Source organism: Rossellomorea orangium (assembly GCF_019334305.1).
In the GTDB taxonomy this organism is placed as follows: domain Bacteria; phylum Bacillota; class Bacilli; order Bacillales; family Bacillaceae_B; genus Rossellomorea.
In genome coordinates, this window is record NZ_JAHWGH010000014.1 from 656,651 (window position 1) to 680,454 (window position 23,804).

General features: G+C 44.2%; 22 protein-coding genes and 1 riboswitch. Of the genes, 15 read left to right on the forward strand and 7 right to left on the reverse strand.

Annotation, left to right across the window (positions count from 1 at the left end):
* The first annotated feature begins 29 nt into the window (after nucleotides 1-29).
* Nucleotides 30-215, forward strand: coding sequence for a histidine kinase (locus KYJ26_RS13030; RefSeq protein ID WP_226671853.1), 186 nt, complete (start codon nucleotides 30-32; stop codon nucleotides 213-215).
* A 37-nt stretch (nucleotides 216-252) separates the two neighbouring features.
* On the opposite strand, the gene KYJ26_RS13035 is transcribed toward KYJ26_RS13030, so the two are convergent.
* Nucleotides 253-630, reverse strand: coding sequence for a DnaJ family domain-containing protein (locus KYJ26_RS13035; protein WP_219167713.1), 378 nt, complete (start codon nucleotides 628-630; stop codon nucleotides 253-255).
* Nucleotides 631-815: 185 nt separating this feature from the next.
* Here KYJ26_RS13035 and KYJ26_RS13040 point away from each other — a divergent pair, with 185 nt between their 5' ends.
* Nucleotides 816-983: a hypothetical protein gene (locus KYJ26_RS13040; RefSeq protein WP_179886427.1), complete on the forward strand. Its 168-nt coding sequence runs from the start codon at nucleotides 816-818 to the stop codon at nucleotides 981-983.
* Nucleotides 984-1,050: 67 nt separating this feature from the next.
* Here the strand turns inward: KYJ26_RS13040 and hmpA are convergent, their stop codons facing one another.
* The gene (gene hmpA / locus KYJ26_RS13045) at nucleotides 1,051-2,244 is read right to left on the reverse strand and encodes an NO-inducible flavohemoprotein (protein WP_219167717.1); all 1,194 of its coding nucleotides are present in this window, start codon (nucleotides 2,242-2,244) and stop codon (nucleotides 1,051-1,053) included.
* 161 nt (nucleotides 2,245-2,405) lie between these two features.
* Between hmpA and KYJ26_RS13050 the strand changes: the two genes are divergently transcribed.
* Complete coding sequence (locus KYJ26_RS13050; protein ID WP_219167719.1) at nucleotides 2,406-2,864, forward strand: RrF2 family transcriptional regulator; 459 nt, start codon at nucleotides 2,406-2,408, stop codon at nucleotides 2,862-2,864.
* A 130-nt stretch (nucleotides 2,865-2,994) separates the two neighbouring features.
* On the opposite strand, the gene KYJ26_RS13055 is transcribed toward KYJ26_RS13050, so the two are convergent.
* Entirely contained in the window at nucleotides 2,995-3,387 is a 393-nt protein-coding gene (locus KYJ26_RS13055; protein WP_219167721.1) for a hypothetical protein, read from the reverse strand.
* Nucleotides 3,388-3,623: 236 nt separating this feature from the next.
* On the opposite strand from KYJ26_RS13055, the gene KYJ26_RS13060 reads away from it, so the two are divergent.
* Entirely contained in the window at nucleotides 3,624-4,856 is a 1,233-nt protein-coding gene (locus KYJ26_RS13060; RefSeq protein ID WP_219167723.1) for an aminopeptidase, read from the forward strand.
* 318 nt (nucleotides 4,857-5,174) lie between these two features.
* Here the strand turns inward: KYJ26_RS13060 and KYJ26_RS13065 are convergent, their stop codons facing one another.
* Nucleotides 5,175-5,756 (reverse strand): DUF6944 family repetitive protein, encoded by a 582-nt coding sequence (locus KYJ26_RS13065; RefSeq protein WP_219167725.1) that lies wholly within the window; start codon nucleotides 5,754-5,756, stop codon nucleotides 5,175-5,177.
* A gap of 187 nt (nucleotides 5,757-5,943) precedes the next feature.
* On the opposite strand from KYJ26_RS13065, the gene KYJ26_RS13070 reads away from it, so the two are divergent.
* Nucleotides 5,944-7,233: an MDR family MFS transporter gene (locus tag KYJ26_RS13070; protein ID WP_219167727.1), complete on the forward strand. Its 1,290-nt coding sequence runs from the start codon at nucleotides 5,944-5,946 to the stop codon at nucleotides 7,231-7,233.
* A gap of 43 nt (nucleotides 7,234-7,276) precedes the next feature.
* Here the strand turns inward: KYJ26_RS13070 and KYJ26_RS13075 are convergent, their stop codons facing one another.
* Nucleotides 7,277-8,884, reverse strand: a complete 1,608-nt coding sequence (locus KYJ26_RS13075; protein WP_219167728.1) for a hypothetical protein — start codon at nucleotides 8,882-8,884, stop codon at nucleotides 7,277-7,279.
* 33 nt (nucleotides 8,885-8,917) lie between these two features.
* On the reverse strand, nucleotides 8,918-10,108 hold the full coding sequence (locus KYJ26_RS13080; protein ID WP_219167730.1) for a hypothetical protein: 1,191 nt from the start codon (nucleotides 10,106-10,108) through the stop codon (nucleotides 8,918-8,920).
* Nucleotides 10,109-10,496: 388 nt separating this feature from the next.
* Between KYJ26_RS13080 and KYJ26_RS13085 the strand changes: the two genes are divergently transcribed.
* Complete coding sequence (locus tag KYJ26_RS13085; protein ID WP_082386245.1) at nucleotides 10,497-10,625, forward strand: YflJ family protein; 129 nt, start codon at nucleotides 10,497-10,499, stop codon at nucleotides 10,623-10,625.
* Between the two features lie 64 nt (nucleotides 10,626-10,689).
* On the opposite strand, the gene KYJ26_RS13090 is transcribed toward KYJ26_RS13085, so the two are convergent.
* A complete protein-coding gene (locus tag KYJ26_RS13090; protein ID WP_219167732.1) occupies nucleotides 10,690-12,516 on the reverse strand; it encodes a solute:sodium symporter family transporter in 1,827 nt (608 codons plus the stop codon).
* Between the two features lie 192 nt (nucleotides 12,517-12,708).
* A riboswitch (purine riboswitch) is annotated at nucleotides 12,709-12,810 on the forward strand.
* Nucleotides 12,811-12,953: 143 nt separating this feature from the next.
* Between KYJ26_RS13090 and KYJ26_RS13095 the strand changes: the two genes are divergently transcribed.
* The 9 genes from KYJ26_RS13095 (at nucleotide 12,954) to KYJ26_RS13135 (ending at nucleotide 23,721) form a co-directional block, all read left to right on the forward strand.
* On the forward strand, nucleotides 12,954-14,147 hold the full coding sequence (locus KYJ26_RS13095; RefSeq protein ID WP_219167734.1) for a NupC/NupG family nucleoside CNT transporter: 1,194 nt from the start codon (nucleotides 12,954-12,956) through the stop codon (nucleotides 14,145-14,147).
* A gap of 91 nt (nucleotides 14,148-14,238) precedes the next feature.
* Nucleotides 14,239-14,742 carry an acyl-CoA thioesterase gene (locus KYJ26_RS13100; protein ID WP_219167735.1) on the forward strand — a complete coding sequence of 168 codons (504 nt, stop codon included), beginning with the start codon at nucleotides 14,239-14,241 and terminating at the stop codon, nucleotides 14,740-14,742.
* Nucleotides 14,743-15,284: 542 nt separating this feature from the next.
* Nucleotides 15,285-16,262, forward strand: coding sequence for a BMP family ABC transporter substrate-binding protein (locus tag KYJ26_RS13105; RefSeq protein ID WP_219167736.1), 978 nt, complete (start codon nucleotides 15,285-15,287; stop codon nucleotides 16,260-16,262).
* A 21-nt stretch (nucleotides 16,263-16,283) separates the two neighbouring features.
* Nucleotides 16,284-17,942 (forward strand): methyl-accepting chemotaxis protein, encoded by a 1,659-nt coding sequence (locus tag KYJ26_RS13110; RefSeq protein ID WP_219167738.1) that lies wholly within the window; start codon nucleotides 16,284-16,286, stop codon nucleotides 17,940-17,942.
* Between the two features lie 441 nt (nucleotides 17,943-18,383).
* Nucleotides 18,384-19,388 (forward strand): rod-share determining protein MreBH, encoded by a 1,005-nt coding sequence (gene mreBH / locus KYJ26_RS13115; RefSeq protein WP_034761217.1) that lies wholly within the window; start codon nucleotides 18,384-18,386, stop codon nucleotides 19,386-19,388.
* 190 nt (nucleotides 19,389-19,578) lie between these two features.
* A complete protein-coding gene (locus KYJ26_RS13120) occupies nucleotides 19,579-20,142 on the forward strand; it encodes an RNA polymerase sigma factor (RefSeq protein WP_219167740.1) in 564 nt (187 codons plus the stop codon).
* A complete protein-coding gene (locus tag KYJ26_RS13125) occupies nucleotides 20,139-20,855 on the forward strand; it encodes an anti-sigma factor (protein WP_219167742.1) in 717 nt (238 codons plus the stop codon). Before KYJ26_RS13120 ends, KYJ26_RS13125 begins: the two co-directional genes overlap by 4 nt.
* Before the next feature lie 788 nt (nucleotides 20,856-21,643).
* Entirely contained in the window at nucleotides 21,644-22,999 is a 1,356-nt protein-coding gene (locus KYJ26_RS13130) for a copper amine oxidase (protein ID WP_219167744.1), read from the forward strand.
* A gap of 74 nt (nucleotides 23,000-23,073) precedes the next feature.
* The gene (locus KYJ26_RS13135) at nucleotides 23,074-23,721 is read left to right on the forward strand and encodes a class F sortase (RefSeq protein ID WP_257474993.1); all 648 of its coding nucleotides are present in this window, start codon (nucleotides 23,074-23,076) and stop codon (nucleotides 23,719-23,721) included.
* Nucleotides 23,722-23,804 lie beyond the last annotated feature (83 nt).

Consider the following 23,804-nt stretch of genomic DNA (forward strand, 5'->3'; position numbering starts at 1 on the left):
AGGAAGCAGATTTAAAGGATGTGGCACTTTTGGATAAACGATTCACCATGATCATTCCCATCATGATCCTTGTAGCCGTTGCTTCTTATTGGATGCTAGGCAAATACTATTCCGAGATCGAGCTTGGCTCTAAGATCATGCTCATCATCGGGGGCACGCTCCTCTCCGGAGTGATTTCCTTCTTCTTATTTAAAGAAGACAAGGAGCCGAAATAAGGAAAAGACCACTTTCCGGGAAGAAAGTGGTCTTTTGTTATTTCAGAAGCTTATTTTCTAATTTATGTTCATAATTCTTGAAGAGCGAACTATTTGTATTGACCCGCTTTTTAGAAAGCATGCCGTTGTACTTCAGCATCTTCTCATTCAGGCTTTGCTGGAGGTCCCGCTTTTCATCCTCATTCTCACACGCCCTGATCATGTCCTCAATCCGCATCATTTCTTTTTTTACATTCATTTCATCCATCGTGTACCCTGCATTCTTCATCATCCGGTGGGCCATCTTCAATTCCTCCGGCACCCCCAAATCATCGTCCAGATTCAACGGCTTGCCAAATCCGGGCAAATGACTAAACTCTCCGTCCTCATACGCTTTCTTGATCCGTTGCTCCGATACAATCATTGAAAAATCCAACTTTACCCCTCCATTCAGTGGAATCAGTTGATTCTTGGCAGCAAGTAACTCGTTACTATCATTATATCCAATTTGCACGTTTTTTGAGTGTAAAGGATGCGTCTATTTTCTGACAATTCCTTTACACATATTTTCAGTCCTCCTGGAAAAACTACGTGTATCACAAACGAAAAGGAGTGGCGCACATGGCACGTGGTAAATCATTCGAATCAAAGAAAAAGGGTCATCCTGGGAATTTCCCTCAAAATAGTACTTCCGCTAAACATTCTGAAGATGCAGTGGGCGATGAAGAACTGATCGTGACACAAGAAGCGTTTAAAAACCGTGAAGACAATGATGAACATCGCTATTAAAGACAAAAAAACGCTAGGATTCCTAGCGTTTTTCTGTTGCCCCTGTTGAAAGGACGAGCTCAAAAGGTTAAACCGACACACTTTCCTTCTTCGATAAATCCATCGCCGGACCGAAGAATTCATAACGGACCTTAGATACGCCCATTTCTTGTAACATCTGAATGACAGCTTTCATGAACGGTGCAGGTCCGCACACATAGCATTCCGTTGCCGCATCCACATATTGCTTCAGGATGTCTTTGTTCACGTAGCCTGTAAAATGAGCCCCGGATTCATCACGGGGATTTTCATATATATAGCAGGCTTGCCCATTTTCAAATTCACCCATGATGTTGTCGACCTCTTCTTTAAAAGGGTGCACTCCTTCATTTCTGCTTGCATGGATAAACGCCGTTCTGCGCTCAGGCGCGTTCCTTGCCACCCTTTCAAGCATGCTCATCATAGGCGTGATGCCGACACCTCCGCTAATGAGCGCTACAGGTGAGCTTCCATCTTCTAAATAAAAATCCCCCGCCGGTGCACTGACCTCAATCTCGCTTCCTTCTGTCATCTCGTCATGTAAGAAATTAGACACTTTCCCTTTTGGATCATGTTCTGCTTCTCTTTTTACGGAAATCCTGAAGAATTTCTCCAGCGGCGCACTTGATAAACTGTATTGGCGGATATGGGTGAATTCTTCACCAGGAATCGTCACCCTGACAGAGATATATTGCCCAGGTATGAAGGTCGGAACAGTACCTCCATCTTTTGGTTGAAGATAGAAAGAAGTCACGCACTCACTTTCCACTACCTTTTTTGCCACCATAAACGGTTTAAAGTCTCTATATTCCGCCTCCTGATACATTTCTTCCTCCACATCGATAAATACTCCGGCGATGACCCCGTATGCTTCTCCCCATGCTTCAATGATCTCATCTGTCGCTGCCTCTCCCAGAACCTGCTTGATTGCTTGAAGCAAATGCTCTCCAACGATTGGATAATGCTCCGGTTTGACTCCGAGACTTCTATGCTTATGTGCAATCTGCTTTACAACCGGAAGAATACTCTCGAGCTTATCGATATTTTGAGCCGCAGCGTAAACCGTATTGGCCAATGCCGTCTGCTGTCTTCCCTTTTTCTGATTGGCATGGTTGAAGATATTTAATAATTCTGGATGATCAGTAAATAAATTTTTATAAAAAGTGGACGTTATTTCCGTTCCTTTCACTTCTAAGACAGGAGCAGTGGATTTCACGATTTCAATGGTTTTTTGAGATAGCATAAAGATCACCTCTAAAGATATATTTTGAATACATCTTTAACTTACTCCTCTTCCACCATTAAAGCAATATACAAAATACATCTTTAACAAAACAGTCACATTTAGACACAAACTTACTTCCTTCTGTATAATGGGGATAACGGAACGGAAAGGTGAGATACATGAGACTAACTTTATACACCGACTACTCACTGAGGGTCCTGATTTTCCTGGCTTCCAAACCGAAAGAAGAACTCTCTAATATAAAAGAAATCGCGGATGCCTACAGCATCTCAAAGAATCACCTGATGAAAGTGACGTATGAACTTGGAAAAATGGGGATGATCGAAACGATCCGGGGCAGAAACGGCGGGATCAGACTTGCACAATCCCCTGAAGAAATAAATATTGGGAAACTCGTCCGGGTCACCGAAGAGGATTTCCATCTTGTCGAATGCTTTGATGCCCAAAATAATTCCTGCATCATTACACCTGTATGCGGATTAAAGCATGTACTCGGCAAAGCATTGAATGCCTACCTCTCTGTACTCGATGAATATAGCCTGTCCGATTTGATTCAGAACCCGATGGATTACCGGTTCCTCTTTCAGGAACAAAAGCGGGATGAAACGTCAACCTGAAGAAACTTCTCACCTGTGGAGGGTGGGGAGTTTTTTTGTAAGTATAAAGAGATGATTGGTTACGATCCGTTTTACACCGTATCAGAAGTTCAGCTGCTGAATAAAGTTAAATAATCAGCAGCTGAACGCTTCACTCTTTGCTCTCACTATATGTAAACGTCATTAACATAAATAGGAAAAAGCTGAGTAATAACGTGCTTCCCCCGACAATATAGAATACCGTTGTAAAGCTTGACGGCAGGTTGAATGGATTTAGATTATACATCCACATCCCGACGGTCAATCCAATCGACCCTATGATCGCTGACCAGACATGGGCAAATGCCAGTTTAGAAGATTTCGGCACCTGATAGGAACGGTAATAGGAAGAATACGCAAATAAACTCAACCAGCCCACAACTAAAATATGAGCGTGAATCGGCTTGAATGCATATGATCCGGCCCCTGCCATATGAGACCCGAGAAATGCTCCGATAAACCCATAGATGGCGGCCATACGTAATAAAAGGACATGCCACCGCATTTAGTACTCCCCCTTTTTTAAAAAAAATCATGCTTCCATCATTATAGTATAGTTGTCCAAAACCAGGCTATGCTTCTTGGTTCAATGCCATAGAACGTTCATATTTTCACCGGCATGTCTAAATAATTCCCGGCATCTTTACACAGGATACAAAGATAGGTGTAAACATTTGCAAACGGTGCCATCACTGATACAATAAGAATGTAATAGAACATTCTGAAAAAAGGAGAATACATATGACTAATTTCCAACAAAATCTTGAAAAATACGCAAGTCTTGCAGTCGAAGTCGGAGTGAACGTCCAGAAGGGTCAGACCCTTGTCATCAACACTTCACTCGACTCAGCAGAATTCGTCCGCTTAGTAGTAAAGAAAGCCTATGAAGTAGGAGCTAAGCACGTATACGTCAACTGGAGTGACGATATTGTCAACCGTACGAAATACGACCTTGCCCCTGACGAAGCATTCCAGGAGTTCCCTGAGTGGAAAGCACGTGAAGTCGAAACGCTTGCTGAAGGCGGCGCTGCATTCATGAGCATCGTTTCCTCAAGCCCTGACCTGTTAAAAGGGGTAAATCCTGAGCGTATCTCAAACTTCCAGAAGGTTGCCGGTAAAGCGATGTCCAAATACCGTCAGTTCATTCAATCGGACAAAGTGAGCTGGTGTGTACTTGCCGCTCCTTCGAAAGACTGGGCTGCAAAAGTATTCCCTGATGCTTCTGAAGAAGAGCAAGTGGACCTATTATGGGACGCTATCTTCAAAGCGGTACGCGCCGACCAGGCAGACCCTGTACAGGCTTGGAAAGATCACGACGCAAACCTTCACGAAAAAGTCGAATACCTGAACGAAAAGAACTACCAAAAGCTTCATTACACAGCACCAGGGACGGACCTTACGATCGAACTTCCGAAAGGTCACCTTTGGGTTGGAGCTGGAAGCGTGAACGAAGAAGGAACGACTTTCATGGCCAACATGCCGACGGAAGAAGTATTCACGGTTCCACTTAAAACCGGTGTAAACGGTACAGTATCAAGCACGAAACCTCTTAGCTACGGTGGTAACGTGATCGACAACTTCACGATCACGTTCGAAAACGGACGCATCGTGGATGTGAAGGCTGAAGAAGGCGAAGAAATCCTGAAGCGCCTGGTAGATACAGATGAAGGATCTCACTATCTTGGGGAAATTGCCCTTGTGCCTCATCAATCGCCGATTTCTCAATCGAACGTGTTATTCTACAACACATTATTCGATGAGAACGCATCAAATCACCTAGCGATCGGTAATGCCTATGCATTCTGTATCGAAGGCGGAAAGAAAATGAGTGAAGAAGAGCTTGAGAAAAACGGCTTGAACAACAGTATCACTCACGTAGACTTCATGATCGGTTCTGACAAAATGAACATCGATGGAGTGAAAGAAGACGGCTCGACGGAAGCAGTATTCCGTGATGGCGGTTGGGCGTTTTAAGTTTACTATGTAGTGTAAATCCCTGAGAGGCAGCTTGGCTGCTTTTTGGGGGTTTTGTTTTTTTTGATGGGTGGCTTGGCTGCTTTTTTTGACTGAGCGCTCAATCAAATGGTTTAATTTGTAAAAAGAAGCAATTAACCATATTTTTGACGCAATCCCAATGGAAAATGACGCAATTATGATTAAAACGACGCAATAAACTTAATTTTGACGCAATCACCTAAAGAAATGACGCAATTCCCGTTTCATACCCCATCTGATTCTCCTTCCACCTGCTATGTAGTCAGGCATCCAGCCAATATCAGTTCCAAATCACCACTATCCATATTGTTTCGTCAACGCAATCGCAGCAATTGTCGCTCCTGCTGCCTGTGCATAGCTCCCGAAAGTCGTGATCTGTAGTCCGAGATCCTTCATTTCCTTTAAAATATATACTTCTCCCACCGCTTCAAGGGCTGCACCCAGGGATTGAAGCGTATTCCCATAAGCGAGTAGCTGTGAATAGTCACGCGTACTTAAGGTAGCTCCGTATGCCTCAAGTACCGCACCGATAGATTGAACGGTATCTCCAAAGATATCCAGATTCAATCCTTCCAGCTCTTTTCCTGAAAATTGGAGCTCGGCCGCATAGACATTTGTTACGTTTCCGGAGGCTTGGATCCAGTCACCGATCACACGATAGGTTTCCCCTATCGATCCATCTGACAATTTTTCGGCACCGACAGCCTGAAGGGCATTTCCCGCCGCCTCGAATCCATTTCCGATGGAGACCAACCGAAGTCCGACAGGCTCCTGATTCAACCTTTCTTCCCGGATGATCATGGTTTCACCGATGGCTGCAATTACCGTCCCGACTACCTGAGTCCACACTCCCGTAATGAGTATTAGTCTATCGATCACCTCCGTCCACCGATCCTTTCATCGTTCATACATTCAATGTATTCAAAGAATTGTAATTGGTATCTTTGGACTCAGGACCATCATGATTGTATTTTTACAAATACCAGTAAAACAGTCTTGTTTAATTTGTCCCATCAGGCTATGATATTCTAGTTCATCTAGAGTTTCATAAGGGGGAGGGATTTAGATGAGAATTAGGGATTGGGATCGTAATTTGAAGGTCCGGCTGTTTGGGGAAGCAGCGATAAATATTACCTTCTGGATGTTCTTTCCGTTTTTGACGATTTATTTTACAGAGTCATTCGGAAAGCAGACGGCAGGTTTATTATTGGTCCTTTCACAGGTATTCGCCGTCGTGGCGAACTTGATGGGAGGATATTGTGCGGACCGCTTCGGGCGTAAACGGATGATGGTCATATCGGCATTTGGACAAGGATTGGCATTTCTAATCTTTGGACTCGCCAGCTCACCGTGGCTCGATTCTGCCATGATCGGATTTATCTGTTTCAGTTTAGTAGGTGTGTTCGGCTCATTTTATTGGCCCGCAAGTCAGGCCATGGTGGCAGATGTCGTGGATGAGAAAGACCGGAGCCATGTGTTTGCCGTCTTTTACACGTCTATCAATATCGCCGTCGTCGTAGGACCGATATTAGGGGGCATCTTCTACGTCCACTACCGCTTTCAATTATTGATCGCAGCGGCACTTATTTGTATCCTTTTAGCTCTTCTGCTATCTAAAATGACGAGGGAAACGGCACCCGCCGATAAGAATAAGCTCCTCGTCACTGAAGGAAAGAAGAAAGCATGGCATAGTGTATTGTCAGATCAATTTAAAGATTATAGTGTCATATTCAAGGACAAAACGTTCTTATTGTTTATTTTAGCGGGGGTTCTCGTAGGTCAGACATTCATGCAATTGGATCTCTTGATTCCTGTATATATTAAAGATGTGATGGATAAAGCCACTCTGTTCAGCTTCGGGGACTGGTCATTGACCCTTGTAAGTGAGCAGGTATTTGGTTTAATCCTGTCCGAAAATGGATTCCTGGTGGCCCTTCTTACAGTGGTCATTACAAGATGGATCACAAAATTCCGCGAGCGTAATGTATTCATTCTATCTTCTCTCATCTATGCGGTTTCGATCTTTATGTTTGGTCAAACGAGTTCCGTATGGATGTTTGTGATCAGCATGGCGGTGTTCACATTTGCAGAGTTGATGACGGCCGGTATTCAGCAGAGCTTCGTATCAAAGCTTGCGCCGGAGCATATGCGTGGGCAGTATTTTGCCGCAGCCAGTCTGCGCTTCACGATTGCAAGGACGATTGCACCTCTGTCCATCACCCTGTCTCTTTATGTAGGATATGATTGGACGTTCATCATCCTTTCGATTCTTGCTCTTGTCAGTGCTGGACTCTTCTTCATCATGTTCGATCGTTTTGAGAAGGAAGAATTGGAACTGAAGAAAGCTGCTCATTAAAAAAAGGAATGATCCGCAATGGATCATTCCTTTTCCTTTTCTATTACAGTCCCAGATCAAATCCTTCATCATCAGACTGCAGCATTGTATTTAGACCAAGATCTGTTGAAAGACCAAGGTTGAATTCTGAATCTGAAGACTCTTCATTTTCCCATCGTGTGTAGCTTGCATCTGTATTTACACCAAGGTTTGATAGAAGAGACGATTCGTTGTCCTCGTCAGAAGATAAAAATCCAAGAGCAGTATCCGTACCTGCATTTAATCCTGCACTTCTATACTCTTCTTCTTCAGAATCCATTGATTCAGCCCATAGTCCCGCATTCACTGCGTTCATGACAGTAGCTGCAGATTCATTGTCTTCATCGTTTGTCATAGCACCAAGCATTAGGTTATTCGCTGCATTCGCTTCGAACTTGGAATAGTCTTCGCTGTTTTCAACAGTTGTCATAACAGAAGTATCGTTCATTGCTTCTACTTGAGAAGAATCACCATCTTCTTTATCCATTGTTCCAAGTACCAGACCGTTTGCAGATTCAGTACCGATTGACGTTTTAGAAGAATCGTTTTCTTCACTGCCTTCTGTCATCACCCATACATTGGAATCAGTCATCGCATCAGCACTCACTTCATTCTCTTCATCAGATGCAGAAGCATTAAGAACAGAAGCAAGGTTTCCGGAAGTAGTAGAAGCATAAGAATCATCTTCTTCATTGTACATCGTTTCATTCATGATTCCAGCGTCAGTCATAGCGTTTACTGCTGCTGATCCATCTTCTCCTTCAACTGCTGCGTTTACATCCTGAGATGCTCCCGCTTCAGTCATGGATGTGAAAGAATCGTCTTCTTCGCTGTACGTCGTTTCATTCATGACACCAGCTTCTGTATCAGCATTCACTTCTGCTGATCCGTCTTCTCCTTCAACTGCTGCGTTTACATCCTGGGATGCTCCTGCTTCTGTCTTTGAAGTAAAAGAATCGTCTTCTTCGCTGTACGTCGTTTCATTCATGACACCAGCTTCCGTATCAGCACTTACTGCTGCTGATTCGTCTTCTCCTTCAACCGCTGCGTTTACATCCTGAGATGCTCCTGCTTCTGTCTTTGAAGTAAATGAATCGTCCTCTTCGCTGTACGTTGTTTCATTCATGACACCAGCCTCTGTATCAGCATTCACTTCTGCCGACTCGTCTTCTCCTTCAACTGCTGCATTCACATCCTGGGATGCTCCCGCTTCTGTCTTTGAAGTCGCTGAATCTTCTTCTACTGTCGTTTCATTCATAACAGCTGCGTCTGTATCAGCGTTCACTTCTGCTGATTCGTCTTCTCCTTCAACGTTTGCGTTTACATCTGAAGTTGCTTCTGCACCGTTCTTGGTCATGACAGAATCATTTTCTTCATCCACAACCGTTTCATTGACGACGTTTGCATCAGCATCGGCGTTTGCATCCGTATTCGATTCTTCGTCTGATCCTCCGATGTTAAGTCCATTTAATAAACCATCTTCTGAATCAAGGATGTTGATGTTTTCCAATAACCCATCATTGCTACCCAGCAGTGAATCATTCCCTGCCGCTAAGCTCGTGTGACCTCCGATTGCAAGACTTGCTGCTAATCCACCTGTCATTACCAATGTTCTAAATACGCTTTTTCTCATTTTATTTTTCTCTCCTTTTAAAAGTTTTTAAGTTTATATACTTTTGAAAAGAAGAGAATCTTGAGGTGGTTGGGACGGTGGTGCGTTTAACCACTGATCATAGTAGAGATTATTTTTCTCGTACATATTGGTTTTTTGTAAGTTGACGGCCGTTGCATATTGCTCCGACACAACCCATAGAGAAGATGATCCTGTTACCTGACCGCTCATTCCACTTGTACTGGATGACTGACTGGTTGAATTCATTGTAGTCGTCGTCAGGACCGGTTCCATCTTTTTACGGGGTGGAGAAGGCTGTTCGTTCTGATTTTCAGGTACTTCCATTTTAACGGAACGCTCTTTCTCCACTTCAACCGGTTTTGTAAGTATGGTTTCAATTTGGTTTTTGGCTTTGCTTATTCCAATGGAGCTTTGATCAGATTCGACCGGAACTTCTTCTTTGACCGGTTCCTTTCGAACATCTGCCCTCTCCATTTCGACGTCACGATCTTTATCCTCTGTGTCGACCAAAGGCTCGTCGGGCACTTCTGTTTCAATGTCCAATTTGACAGCTGGTTCCTTTGAAACATCGGCGTCGACTACACCGGTATCCACTTTCACCTGTGGATCTTTGGACACTTCGACATCGACGACCCCTGTATTCACTTTTACTTCAGGATCATCTGACAGATCCACTTCCAACAGAGGTTTATCGTCTGACAATGATTCCGTCACAGGCTTCGTTGTTTCTACAACTGTGTTGGTAACCGTCTTCGTCGTTGAATCCACTGTACCCGTTACAGATTTCGTTGTTTTTTCAACGGTATTGGTAACCGCTTTGGTGGTGTTGTTCACCGTTTCCGTTACAGGAGCCGCTGAGTCCCCTACAATATCAGTAACTGGTTTTGTCGTGTGTTCAACGGTTTTATTAGCGGTGTTTCCAACAGTCTTTGTTGCAGCGTTCACTGTGCCTGTAACCGATTCTGTCGTCTGATCGACCGTATCTGTCACCGAATCAACCGTACTGGAAAGGATATTCCCTTTGGATTGCTGATCCTCCTCTGAAGGTTTGTCCTTCTCCTCGTCAGGAGCGGACACGGCTTCATTCACGGTCGTTGTCGCGCTGTCAGTGACAGCGTTGACTTCATCCGTCACATTGGAGAGAAGTCCCCCCTCTGCTGAAGCAAAGGTTGGAATACTGATGACTCCAAGAAAAAGCAAAGCCTGAATTAGGCATTTTTGCACTGCGTCTTGTCACCTCCTTCCGATTCAAATAGCGGATGCTAAAATGTTCTTTTGAATAGTGCTGTATCTGTTGTACCTGGTACAAAATGAATTGATTGTACCAGGTACACATGGTGTGTTGAAAAATCTTGTCCGACACCCACCCTGCATCCCATTTTCACGAAGCTAACGAAGGTAGTTCATATTTGGATCACTTTTTTTCAAAAAAATTTATTTTTCTTCTGGAAAATTGTCAGAAAAGGATGAATCTGAAAAATTCCGTTTACCCCCTTTTCCCATAAAAAGTGAGATGTTACAATGTACAACCGTAAGCAATCTTAACGTAGCTCTTTCGAGAGTTAGTCGGAGATTCCAATCAATACTACGCAAAGAAAGGATGTTGATTTCAATGCATATCGGAAGCAAAGGCTGGTACGTACAAGAACTAAAAAAAGCAGGCGTACGCCACTACGAAGAACGCTATGTCGAATCATACAAAAAACACGTTCTTGCAAACCTATTAGAACGTACAAAATAAACATGAGAGGGACGGACCTCGATTCCTATGACCAGGTCATAGGAATGAAGGTCCGTCCCTTTTTTTATTTCAGTAGTTTAGATGAGTAGATGGGGTTCAGGTTTGGTTTGACAGAGTATCTTTTGGTACGGCTCAGTTTGTATGTTTTGTTTTTGAGCAGGTATGCTTTGTATTTTTGGTTCCATCTTTTCAGGGACCAAAGGATCAGTCCTGCTGTCAGGAGGGACAATCCTCCGGTGGCCGGCCAGAAGTATGGTGAAATGACACCTGACTCGTACGCCAGTCCAATCGGTGAAAAGATGAAATATGTGAGTACGACTGAAGCCATCAATACAATGGAAAGTGGGATGCTGTATTTCCATGGCATCATGTCCACTTTCGGATTATAGCGGTATTCATATGGCTTCTCCATCGGTTTCCACCAGCCGATCATTAGCATCAAGAACACTTCTGCCACAAACAGAATTCCATAGATGTGAATGAAGTTGATGTCGATACTGAATCCGAATAGATGTCCCGTCCCCCATACAAGCATGTAATACGTGATGACGTGAAGGATGATGACCGTTTTCGCAGCCACTGCCGGAATCCGTTTTGAAAACACCCCGACTAGCAAGACGACGATGATCGGGATATTGAAGAAGCCTGTAAATCGCCTGATCAAGTCCCATAACCCGTCTGTTGCATGGATCAGTAATGGAGAAACGCACATGGATACAACGGCCAGCAGTGCACCGAACCATTTACTGATGGTGATCAACTTCTGATCGCTCACTCCCGGATTGAATTGAGGCTTGTAAATATCAAGGGCGAATAGTGTCGCTGCACTGTTTAACAATGAGTTAAAGGAGCTTAGCACCGCTCCAAGCAATACAGCCAGGAAAAATCCCGTCAAATAAGAAGGAAGCACGGCGTTGATCAATGCAGGATATGCCAAGTCCACACTTTTCAAAGAATCTCCATACAGATGAAAGGCGATGACGCCCGGAAGCATCATCATAAATGGGACCAGGAGTTTATAGAAGCCCGAAATGATGACGCCTTTCTGCCCTTCCGCCAGATTCTTTGCACCTAAAGTACGCTGGATCACATATTGATTGGAAGCCCAGTAGAATAAATTCGCAAAAAGCAGGCCAGTAAAAATAGTCGAAAATGGGACGGAATCCGATGCAGATCCAATGGAATTAAGCTTCTCCGGGTTCTTCGTCGCAATCTCCTTCACGCCGGAGAAGATGTTTCCATCTCCAAGCGCATAAAATCCTAAAATCGGTACAAGGATTCCAATGATCAAGAGTCCCACTCCATTTAATGTATCCGAAATCGCAACAGCCTTCAGTCCCCCGAAAATGGCATAAATACTGCCAATGATGCCGATTGTCCACACAATCACCCATATCGATTGCGTATAGGATATGCCGAGCAGTTCAGGAATATCGAATAACTTCAGAACGGCCAGAGCCCCTGAATAAAGCATAGAAGGAATCGTCACAAACACATATCCCAGCATAAAGAGAATGGTCGTATATTGGCGGACGCCCTTATCATATCGTTGATTGAGAAACTCAGGTAATGTGGTGAAACTTCTCCCCAAATATTTTGGGAGCAAATACAGGGCCATGATGATGATGGCAAATGCGGCGGTCACTTCCCACGCCATGTTCGACAGGTTCGCACGGAACGCCTGCCCATTCAAACCCACCAATTGTTCTGCAGATAAATTGGTGAGTAGCAGCGACCCTGCAATAAAGGTTCCTGTCAGCCCCCTCCCTGCCAGAAAATAACCCGTGGAGTCATTCAGGGACCCCTTTGTTTTTATGTATGAAACCCACGCAACCAATCCCATAAAAAAGACACAGGATACTAGTGTAAACAGTAAACCATTCTCAAACATCGGACTTCTTCCCTTCATATTTATTATATGTGTTTGAGAAAGTTCCCCAAAAGTTATACTAGTAAACTATTATTTTTGGAAAATTATTAAAAATAGTCATAAGGAACCACCACGTTTTTCCATTGAAATACTTTTGAAAAAACGGTTGTGGAGGGCTTTCTTCCTGTGATAAAGTAAAGAACATATTTTAAAAATAACTTCATACGAATTCCTTATATATCTATGGTGATATGGACCATAAGTCTCTACCTGGCAGCCGTAAATTGCTAGACTATAAGGAAAGTCTTTTCTATATGCTACGTGTATGGAGACTTTCCCTATGTTTATTAGAGAATGTCTTCATGCACTTTTTTATTTGCTTTTTTGAGAAGTCTGACATCATACGACATATACCTTGAGGATTCGATGAAGAAATCATTTTTTGGAGGAATGGTATTGTGAGTTTAGTGTATGGCATCTTATCTTTACTTGGCGTTTTATTTCTAGCGTGGTTGTTGAGCAGCAACCGCTCGGCCATTCAATGGCGGACGATCGTCATCGGCATCTGCCTCGAATTTCTACTTGTTCTTTTCGTATTGAAGGTTCCGTTTGGACAAACGGTCCTGAAGAAAGCGGCACTCGGTGTCCAGAAAGTCATTGATTACAGCAATGAAGGAATCATGTTTGTGTTCGGCGGATTCTTTGAAAAAGGGACGAACATCTCATTTGTTTTTGCCATCAATGTGTTAGGCGCCATCATCTTTATTTCTGCCCTTATTTCTGCTCTTTACTATTTGCGCATCATCCCGTTCTTTGTAAAATACATCGGGATTGGATTAGGAAAGATCCTTGGTACGACGAAGGTCGAGTCGTTTAACGCGATCGGGAATTCGTTCCTCGGTTTGGCGGAAGCTCCCCTGTTGATCAAGCCTTACTTAGTGAAGCTGACCCGTTCTGAATTATTTGCCGTCATGGTAGGGGGAACGGCTTCAGCGAGTGGCGCCATCCTGATTGGATACTCACTGATGGGGATCGATATGAAATTCCTTCTTCTGTCTGTATTCAGTGTTCCCATCGTCTCCCTCGTCATCGCGAAGATCATTGAACCGGAAACAGAAGAATCGGCGACGAACGGAGATATTTCGTTAGGAAAAACCACTCATACGAACGTATTTGAAGCGATTTCCGAAGGCGCACTGAGCGGAACTCAATTAGCCATTAATATTGGTGGGCTATTGATCGCATTCATCGGGATACTGGCGGCCGTGAATGGACTGCTTGGATTAGTGGATACAAGCCTATCAACTGTCTTTGGCTACGTATTCTATCCTCTTGCACTACTCGTCGGCATCCCGATGGATGAAGCATTCCGTGCCGCGTCCATCATCGGGACGAAGCTTTCTGTAAACGAGTTCGTGGCTTACAAAGAGCTCTCTGGCATGATGAACGAGCTTTCACCCAAGACCGTGGCGATCCTTTCTGTTGCCCTTTGTAATTTCGCCAACCTGTCTTCCATCGGACAGCTGATCGTCGGACTAGGTTCATTAGAACCGACGCAACGACCGATGGTGTCTAAACTAAGCTTGAAAGCCATCCTTGCAGGAACACTCGCAAGCTTTATCACAGCCATCATCATTAGTATATTTCTATAATTTTTTGCGTCATTTATGTTTCTTCCCGAGCCATTTAGTGAATAGTATAAGGTAGAAATCTTTTTCACATTGACAACGGAAGGTGAAACCATTGAGAGAAAAAAAGACCATGAAAGAAACGAAAACCAGTAAAACGACCCACGTTCTTCCACCTGATACGAACCATCACGGTACGTTATTCGGTGGAAAACTGATGGCCTATATAGACGATGTAGCCTCCATCGCCGCAACCCGACATGCCCGAAAGCCTGTCGTAACGGCATCCACGGATTCTGTCGACTTCCTTCAACCCATTAAAGTCGGCGACGCCGTTACACTGGAAGCCATCGTCACGTACACGGGACGAAGCTCCATGGAAATCTGTGTGAAAGTGACATCAGAGGTGCTCCTGACTGGAGAAACCAATGTGGCTGCCATCTCCTTCTTAACGTTTGTAGCATTGGAAGGAAACAAACCAGCCGTGATTCCTGAAGTGGTTCCAGAAACGGAAGAAGAGAAATGGCTGAACGAAACAGCTAAAAATCGGGCTGAACACCGTAAAGCCCGTAAAAAACATAGTGAAGAGCTGGCGGAGTTTTTCCGTAAAGCGTATTAGTTTAGGAGGCTGGGACAAAAGGGTTTCAGATAAGGAAGAATCCGAACGAGTGATTTGATAAAAATCTAACTCGTTCGGATTTTTTTTTTTATAATCCATTTATTTAGCAGGTTCTAGCTGTTGATTGGAGTGCAAGACGAAGACTCCTGCGGAAAAAGCGGAATAGGTGAGACCCCGCAGGAGCGACAGCGACGAGGAGGCTCGCCTTCCGCCCGAGGAAAGCGAAGTCTTGCACGGAAATCAACAGCGGTGTTACAAGTAATCTCATTGTTCGTCTTTAGAGTGTATAGATTTAGTTATGTCCCAGCCTCTTTTTGTGTGGGTACGCCCGGCATTCGCCGATAAAATCCGCCGTCATCCATCATCCACCGGTACGAGTCCCCTTTCTCTCTCTGATCCACTCTAGAATTATTCCCAACAAATAATTATGATTCCCCCTAACTCTTTTTCCCCACCCCCTTCAAAATAGGTCCGTCCCTCCGATAATACAGAGGTACGGACATGTGAAGTGTCTTATTATTTTTATTTTTGGAGGTTACGGTTTGAAAAAAATAGTCAGTATGTTTCTTCTTGTCATGCTTGTGATGGCAGGGTGTTCTTCGCCTATGACGAAAGAAACCAGCACAGAAAAACAACAGAGTATCGGAATCCTTCTTTCTGATACAGGTCTCGGGGATGGTTCATTTAATGATTCCGCCTTCAGGGGGCTCGAACGTGCCCGTGAAGAATTGGGGATTTTATTTGATTATAGAGAAGCGCCGGATGGGGATTTCGAAGGAGCCCTTAAGGAACTTGTCGATCAGGATCATGAACTTGTCATTGGACTGGGGTTTTCAATCCAGGATGCCCTTGAAAAGGTGGCAAGCGAAAATCCCGATCAACAATTTCTATTGATCGACGGATTTTCAGAACTCGATAATATTACATCGATTACGTTCAAAGAACATGAAGGAAGCTTCCTTCTCGGTATGGTGGCCGCGATGAAATCCAAGACAGGTACGATCGGGTTCATCAGTGGGGCCGATGTTCCAGTCATTGAGCGCTTTGAAAAAGGTTATATTCAAGGGGCTAAATATATCAACCCTTCCATTAAGGTCATCAAAAACAACGCGAACAATTTCGGTGACGCCGACTTAGGGAGGACAATCGCAGAGAAACAAATGAAACAGGGTGCGGATTTCCTTTACCCTGCTGCCGGATTCACAGGAGTCGGGGCCATCCAGGCTGCTCAGAAAGCAGGCGTTTTATCGGGTGGGGTCGATTCGGATCAGTATTTCATTGCGGAAAAATCTGTCGTCACTTCTATGGTCAAAAAAGTCGACAACGCCGTTTTCAACATAACGGATGAACTTATGAACGAACATAAGATTTCTCAGCACGCCTATGAATTGGGCCTTAAAGAAGACGGTGTCGGACTTGCCCCAATCCGTGTCGTGAATCTTTCACCGGAAGAAACGAAAAAGCTGGAAGATGCCAAGAACAAAATCATCTCTGGTGATATTACCGTCAATATGCAATAAATCTACTTAAGGAGTAATGTCATGGCACTAAAAAAACGTTTACTGATCTTGGGGTTGATCCCCCTTGTCCTGTCCACCATCATCATCGGCTATATCGTCTCGCAATTGGTATTCTTGCAGAATTCTGCCAAAGAAGATGTAGAGGTGCTGCTCGAGACCGAATCCTTGCGCGGAGATCTCATTGTGACGAAGCAGGCACTTTCGAATTACTCGGTGAATTCAACAGAGGAAAATAAGCAGATGGTCGAAAGTTTGCTAAAGCAAACCTCTGCTCAAATCACCGATCTGAAGAAGCTCGTTTCAGTAAAAAATCAAAAACAGACTCTTTCTTCCATTGAGTCTAAATTCACCGATTTGAAATCGGCATCGGATGCAGCTCTCAGTGAAATGGACAAAGCGGAAATTAAACGGCAATCGATACGTATTTCAGGTGTGTTGAACGATATGTATCTATTGCATAAGCAAACAAACGAATGGTATGAAAATTTACTGCAAGAAAATAAGAGTCAGATCCAATTTATCGTCTGGGCCTCCATCATCGGTTTCATCGTGACGGTACTCCTCTCTCTGATAGCATCGAACCTGCTCAGCCGAAGAATCGTCAAACCATTGAACCGGATGGTGGATAATGCCGAGAAGATGGCAAATGGGGATTTAACGATCACCATCGATTCGGTCAAAGAGAAGAACAGCCGATTCGAAGTCGATAAGCTTCAAACAGCCTTTCAACATATGGTCGAGAATCTGCGAAGTACGGTCCAATCCGTCCATGACATCGGAACCAATGTAGAAAGGTTTACCCACGATGTGCGCACCCAGATGACAAGTCTGACGGAAAGCAGCAATCAGGTAGCACTCTCCACAGAGGAACTTGCCAAAGGGAGTCAATCGATTTCTGAGGATATCCAATCCACCGCTGCCCTTATGGCGGTGATGGGTGATGATTTCTCTCAGACTGTCGAACAGAGTGTTGAATCATCAGAAAGCAGTAAAGTCGCACTATCATCTGTCGGAAACGGTCGTACATCCTTAAATCAACAACAGGAATTTGCTGAAATGATCGCCGAATCTTCCTCCTCTATCATGGATTCTGTTGAATCCTTTGCCCAATATACAGGGGAGATCGAGGATGCCGCCCAGGCGGTACGTGAAATTGCCGATCAAACAAACCTCCTTGCCCTGAATGCAGCCATTGAAGCCGCCCGTGCCGGCGACGCAGGGAAAGGTTTCGCCGTCGTGGCCCAGGAAGTCCGTAAGCTTGCTGAGGACTCTTCCATTGCCACCGAACGCATCGGAAGCATGGTCGGGAGCATCAAACAGGGCATACAGTCCATCATGGATGCTTCCCAAAAAGGAAAGACCCTTTCTAACCAGCAGCTGGATTCCATGAGCGTTACGGAGCGTTCTTTTGAAGAGATTTCCGGAAATGTTTCTACTATATTTGATAATCTCTCCAAACTCGAAACCGGGATGCATGCCTCTTCCCAGCGGACCAACCAGGTGATTGCCGCCATTGAAAATATTTCGGCCATCACGGAAGAAACAGCCGCCGGAACGGAAGAAATTTCGTCTTCAACAGAAGAACAGCTTCGATACTTTGAACGAATGAATGAGCAGGTGGGCGAGCTGAACAAGATGACGATGGAAATGAAGAAACAACTGGAACAATTTACACTTTGATTGACTGGGAGAATGCCTCGTGCAGGGGCATTCTCCTTTTTAAAAATTTCAAGGAAAATTCGCTGATAAATGAGATTGCCGCCGGTATCCAGGTATAGAAATGCCCACGATAGCCTCCCAAATTCCGACAATAACCTCACACCATTCCCCTACGACTACCTTCCCCCACCCTTTCTCACTAGTCAAAACACCCCTTTTATTATTACAGAACGTTTAAATTTTTTTAACGAACAAAAAGTAGAGGTCCGTCCCTATATACACACTAGGGTATATAGAAACCCTTTATGAAGACCTTTTGTTTTTTGAGTGACGCTTTCACTTCTGTCATACTTTGTAACAATTTGTCGGTGGTAAATATCTCCACCTACATAACCCCCGAAAATCTCCTATACTGTATAGAAGGTTATACTGTCTAGAATTCTTATAGTTGGAGGAATACTGATGTTATCAAACTCTGAAATTGGGATCGATTTAGGAACTGCAAATATACTTGTTTATAGTAAAAATAAAGGAATTATACTTAACGAGCCATCTGTTGTGGCCATCGACACTGAAAACAAAACGGTCTTGGCTGTCGGAACCGAAGCCAAGAGCATGATCGGGAAAACACCTGGGAAGATCGTGGCTGTACGCCCTCTTAAAGATGGTGTGATTGCCGACTTTGATGTGACAACTGAAATGCTGAAGCAAGTCATGAAGAAGGCGAGTAAAAAATTAGGATTTTCTATCCGCAAGCCGACCGTGGTTGTGTGTACGCCATCCGGTGCGACAAGTGTTGAGAGAAGAGCAATTCAGGATGCGGTAAGAGGTAGCGGCGCAAAATCCGTGACCCTTATCGAAGAGCCTGTTGCTGCTGCAATCGGTGCTGACCTCCCTGTAGGTGAGCCTGTTGCCAACGTCATCGTTGATATTGGCGGAGGAACGACGGAAGTGGCGATCATCTCTTACGGAGGGGTTGTTTCTTGCAATACCATCCGTATCGGTGGAGATCAAATGGATGAAGATATCGTTCAATATGTGCGTAAACGCTACAATCTCCTCATTGGAGAAAGAACGGCTGAATTAGTGAAGATCGAAGTCGGCCAAGCACTGATCGATCACGAAGAAAGAACCATGGATATCCGTGGACGTGACCTGGTGACAGGTCTGCCGAAAACGATTGAACTTTCATCAAACGAAATCCAGGATGCGTTGAAAGAGTCTCTTCTACACATCTTGGAAACCATCCGTGCAACATTGGAAAATTGTCCTCCTGAACTGAGTGGGGACATCGTTGACCGCGGAGTCATCTTAACAGGTGGCGGAGCCCTTCTGAATGGACTTCAGGATTGGCTGAGCCAGGAGATCGTTGTACCGGTTCACTTAGCTCCAAACCCTCTTGAGTCTGTGGCAATCGGAACAGGACGTTCCCTATCCGTGATTCACAAATTACAAAAAGTAAAATAAAAAGATTCTATCCCCCATTCGGTTGGGGGATACTTTTTTGTCCAATATCAAACCCATCTATTTACCCCACTAACATTTTTTTCAAACATATGTGATCCAAATTCTTATTCCCCTCGTTAGCTTATTACAATTGAGTTCCTACCCGTTGTTTAGTATCCTTATTTTATATGTCAAAGATAAGGAGCGTATTATGCCCAATGATTTGCAGGATGTAGAACTGTATCAACGTGTTTTGGCAAAAGACTCGACTGCATTACGACAGCTCTATCAGCAATATGAAAAACTGATCTATTCGTTTTCGTATAAAATGACGGGAGACCGTGAAATCGCGGAGGAAGTGATCCAGGAGGTTTTCATGAAACTCTGGAAAAAGCACTCTCCCTATGACCACAGTAAAGGAAAATTCTCATCATGGCTGTTAACGATGACGAGAAATACGTGCCTTGATGCGTTACGCAGACGCAAAAAACATGAGTCTGTTGAATATATAGAGAAGGACTCCCTTCAGGTAACCTATGAAACTCCCGCCGATCAATTAGAGTGGAAGGAAAAAGGGACCGCGATCAGAGATTGTATCCAATCATTGAAGGATGACCAGCAAAGAATCGTGCAATTATTCTATTTTAGAGGGTTGACTCAACAATCCATCGCTGAATCAACCGATACTCCACTTGGAACAGTCAAAGGAAGAATCCGTTTAGCCCTGAAGCATTTACACACGTGTCTAAAAGGGAAAGGAGGTACGTTCGAATGACGATACAACCATGCGATCAATTACTGGATTACTACAACGGTCATTTATCTGAACTAGAGAAAGCTCAATTTGAGAAGCATTTAAAAAGCTGTGATCAGTGTCTTGAAGAACTTCATGAACTGGAGCAGTTATCGGACTATATGCCGTTCGCATCTGATGTTGTTGAACCTCCCAAAGACCTGGAAGACCGTGTTTTCGCTCATATTCTGGGGGATGAGAAACCGGAAGGCGCTGGATCAATCAAAAAAGCGAAGAAGAACAGGACATGGTTCCTCCCTTCTGTTGCCGCAGCATTAGCCCTTTCCCTTATCGGCAATGCTTATCTGTTTACCCAGCTTGAGGACCAGAATGAAGTAGTTGAACAAGCAACGATCGATCAAGTCGTCCAATATGTCGATCTCGCTGCCGTCAATGGCAATGCTAAGGGAACTGCCAGCATCATCAAGCAAGGAGCACAAACGAGCATGGTGGTCCAGGCATCTGAACTTCAGGATCTTTCAGATGAAGAAGTGTATCAGGTATGGCTCATTAAAGATGAAAAGCCAGAACGAGCCGGAACGTTTGTCACCAGTAAGGATGGAAAAGGCTCCGTCGTATTCAAGTTCAATGAAGAATTTACGAAGAAAGATTGGGATACGGTGGCCATCACCCTTGAACCGGATGCTGATAGTCAGCTTCCCCAGGGGGACATCGTGTTAGCGTCGGAAATCTAAAAAAAGTTTTACCCATTATGTTTTGCCCGTCAGCCCTTTACTGACGGGCATTTTTTCAATCCCCTTTTCTTTTATTTGAATAAAAGCGCCTATCCAAATGTTTGAGGTATTCGAACTAGGGAACATAGTCCTATGTAACAGAAGTTGTACAAATATTAAACAAAAATTTCTCTTCTTTTAAAGGGCCGCTTAGTAAAGACTCTTCACTCTTTCTATCATTCCACACCCTATTTTTCCTTTATTCAAAGGCTGTTTTCGTAAACTTGTTGCTTTTGGATGTAGCGAGTGGCGGTTGATTTCCGCTACAGGTGCTCGCTTTCCGCTCCAATCAACTGACGAAAAGTTTGACTATCACAAAGGAAATGGAGAGATTGCGTATGCCACTGCTTTTTCATTCGATGAAGTGACTGATTTTATTTAATAGTCCTTTACTCTTTTTAAACGGATGGTCACACACCGTTTTGCTCTGTCAACACTTACTACTCTAGAGGGTGAAGGGAACTGCGTAGACTCCTACGGAAAACGGGCGTGCCGAGACCCCGGAAGCGAATTGTGCTGAGGAGGCTCGGCCGAACGTCCGTGGAAAGCGGAGCAGTTCCCTTCACCCTCCTGCACCACAACCTAAATGACAGAGCATCGTAAATCTAAGTTTGGATGCAATGCAACAATCTTTGCGAAAACAGCCTTTTCAAAAGAATTGAAAAAAGTTTTTAAAAAAGTGATCCATGTTAAAACTTCTGTCGTTAGCTCTATGAAAATATAAAAAAATCAAAAGGAGAGATTTACTTATGAAAATGAAAAAAAGTTATTTAGCCGTCCCATTAAGTATGACACTACTAATTCCAACTGCAGGTGCAGTATCAGCACATAACGGTGAAGATCATTCTCATGATGCCAAAGTGGATACACCGGCAGGAGAATTAAGAACAACTTTGGATCGCTTACTTACTGAACATGCATACTTAGCCGTTGAAGCCATGAGACGTGGAGCAGAAGGCGCGGAAGATTTCGATGCGGCAGCCGGTGCTTTAAATGATAACGCAGCCGACTTAAAAGGTGCCATCGCTTCTGTGTATGGTGAAGAAGCCGGCAACCAGTTCAACACGATCTGGACGAATCACATCGGATTCTTCGTGGATTATGTAAAAGCAACGGGTGCGAATGACCAGGCTGCCAAAGATGAAGCCCTGGCGAATCTGGCAGGATATAAAGAAGAGTTCTCGAATTTCCTTGAGACCGCTACTGGTGAACGTTTGAAATCTGATAGTCTGGCAGAAGGACTACAAATGCATATCAACCAATTGATCGGTGCATTTGATAGTTATGTTGCCGGAGACTATGAAAAGGCTTACGAATATGAGCGTGAAGCAATCGGACATATGGCCATGGTATCAAAAGGATTATCCAGTGCGATCACGGACCAATATCCGGATAAATTCGAAAACACGATGGCCGTGACTCCTGCAACAGACTTACGCTCGACCCTTAACCATCTGTTAACCGAGCATGCTGCCCTTGCTACCATGGCGATGCAAAACGGAATCGACGGTTCAAAAGACTTTGACGCTTCGGTTAATGCACTGAATGCCAACACGGAAGATCTTTCTGCAGCCATCGCATCTGTATATGGTGAAGAGGCCGGTAACCAATTTAAAGACATGTGGTCAAAACATATCGGATTCTTCGTGGACTATGTAAAAGCAACGGGAGCCGAGGATGAAGCAGCTAAAAAAGAAGCGATCAAGAATCTTGATGGATACCGCGCTGAATTCTCTAAATTCCTTGAAACAGCAACAGACGGCCGCTTGAAATCCGATGCCCTGGCAGACGGTCTTCAAATGCACGTAGAACAACTGACTGGCGCATTCGACAGCTACGCTGCAGGTGACTATGAAAAAGCATGGGACGGAATCCGTATGGCATATGAGCATATGCTGAACCCGGCAAAAGGATTATCAGGTGCTTTCGCTGATCAATTCCCTGACAAATTCAAAGCCAACATGCCTTCAGAAATGCCTAACACTGGTATGGGTGGAACCGCTGACGAAAACGAATTCCCATTCGAATTCCTTCTTGCAGCCCTTCTGATCATCGCTGGTGGAACAACACTCGGAATGAAAAAATACGCTTCACACAAACAATAATCTTTAACATGAGAGGGACGGACCTATAATAGGTCCGTCCCCCAGTGTGAAGATGAAAGGAGTGGCTTCACATAATGTATACTATGAGGGTTGTACTGCTTGTGCTTGTACTATTGCCCATTTCTGCATGTTCTGCTGGAATTAGTTCAAATTCTACAGGAGATGATAAGGCAACTACTCAAACAGCAGAGAAGCAGGAAAAACCAACAACTCAGATGGCCAGTACCACAACCTCCCCTTCTCCATATGCAGATACCATCATTATGGATGAAAGAAGCGGAATCGTTCCCGCTACGATCGACATCCCTGCCATTGGTGTTTCTACATCCATCGAAGCCGTTGGCTTGAAGGAAAACGGAGAAATGGCTGTAACGGAAAGCTTTGAAACGACTGCCTGGTATCAGGGCGGATACAAGCCGGGTGAACCAGGTAATGCCGTCATCGGTGGTCATGTGGACAGCCGGAACGGTCCAGCGGTTTTTTATAAGTTGAATAAGCTTTCAAAGGGCGATGAAATCACCATCAAAAATAAAGATGGCGAAAAGAGGACCTTTGTTGTCATAGACAAGAAAGAATATCCATGGGACGATGCTCCCCTGAAATCAATTTTTGGATATTCCGCGGCAAGCTCCCTTAACCTTATCACCTGTACAGGTGACTTTGACCATTCTGCAAGGAATTACAGCAAGCGGCTTGTCGTCTACACCGAATTGAAATCCTGATGAAAACAGCACGGAATCCCTCCGATGCTGTTTTTTTATGGATATTTTTAGAAGGAATAGAAATCCTAACAGTAAGGAAGGTG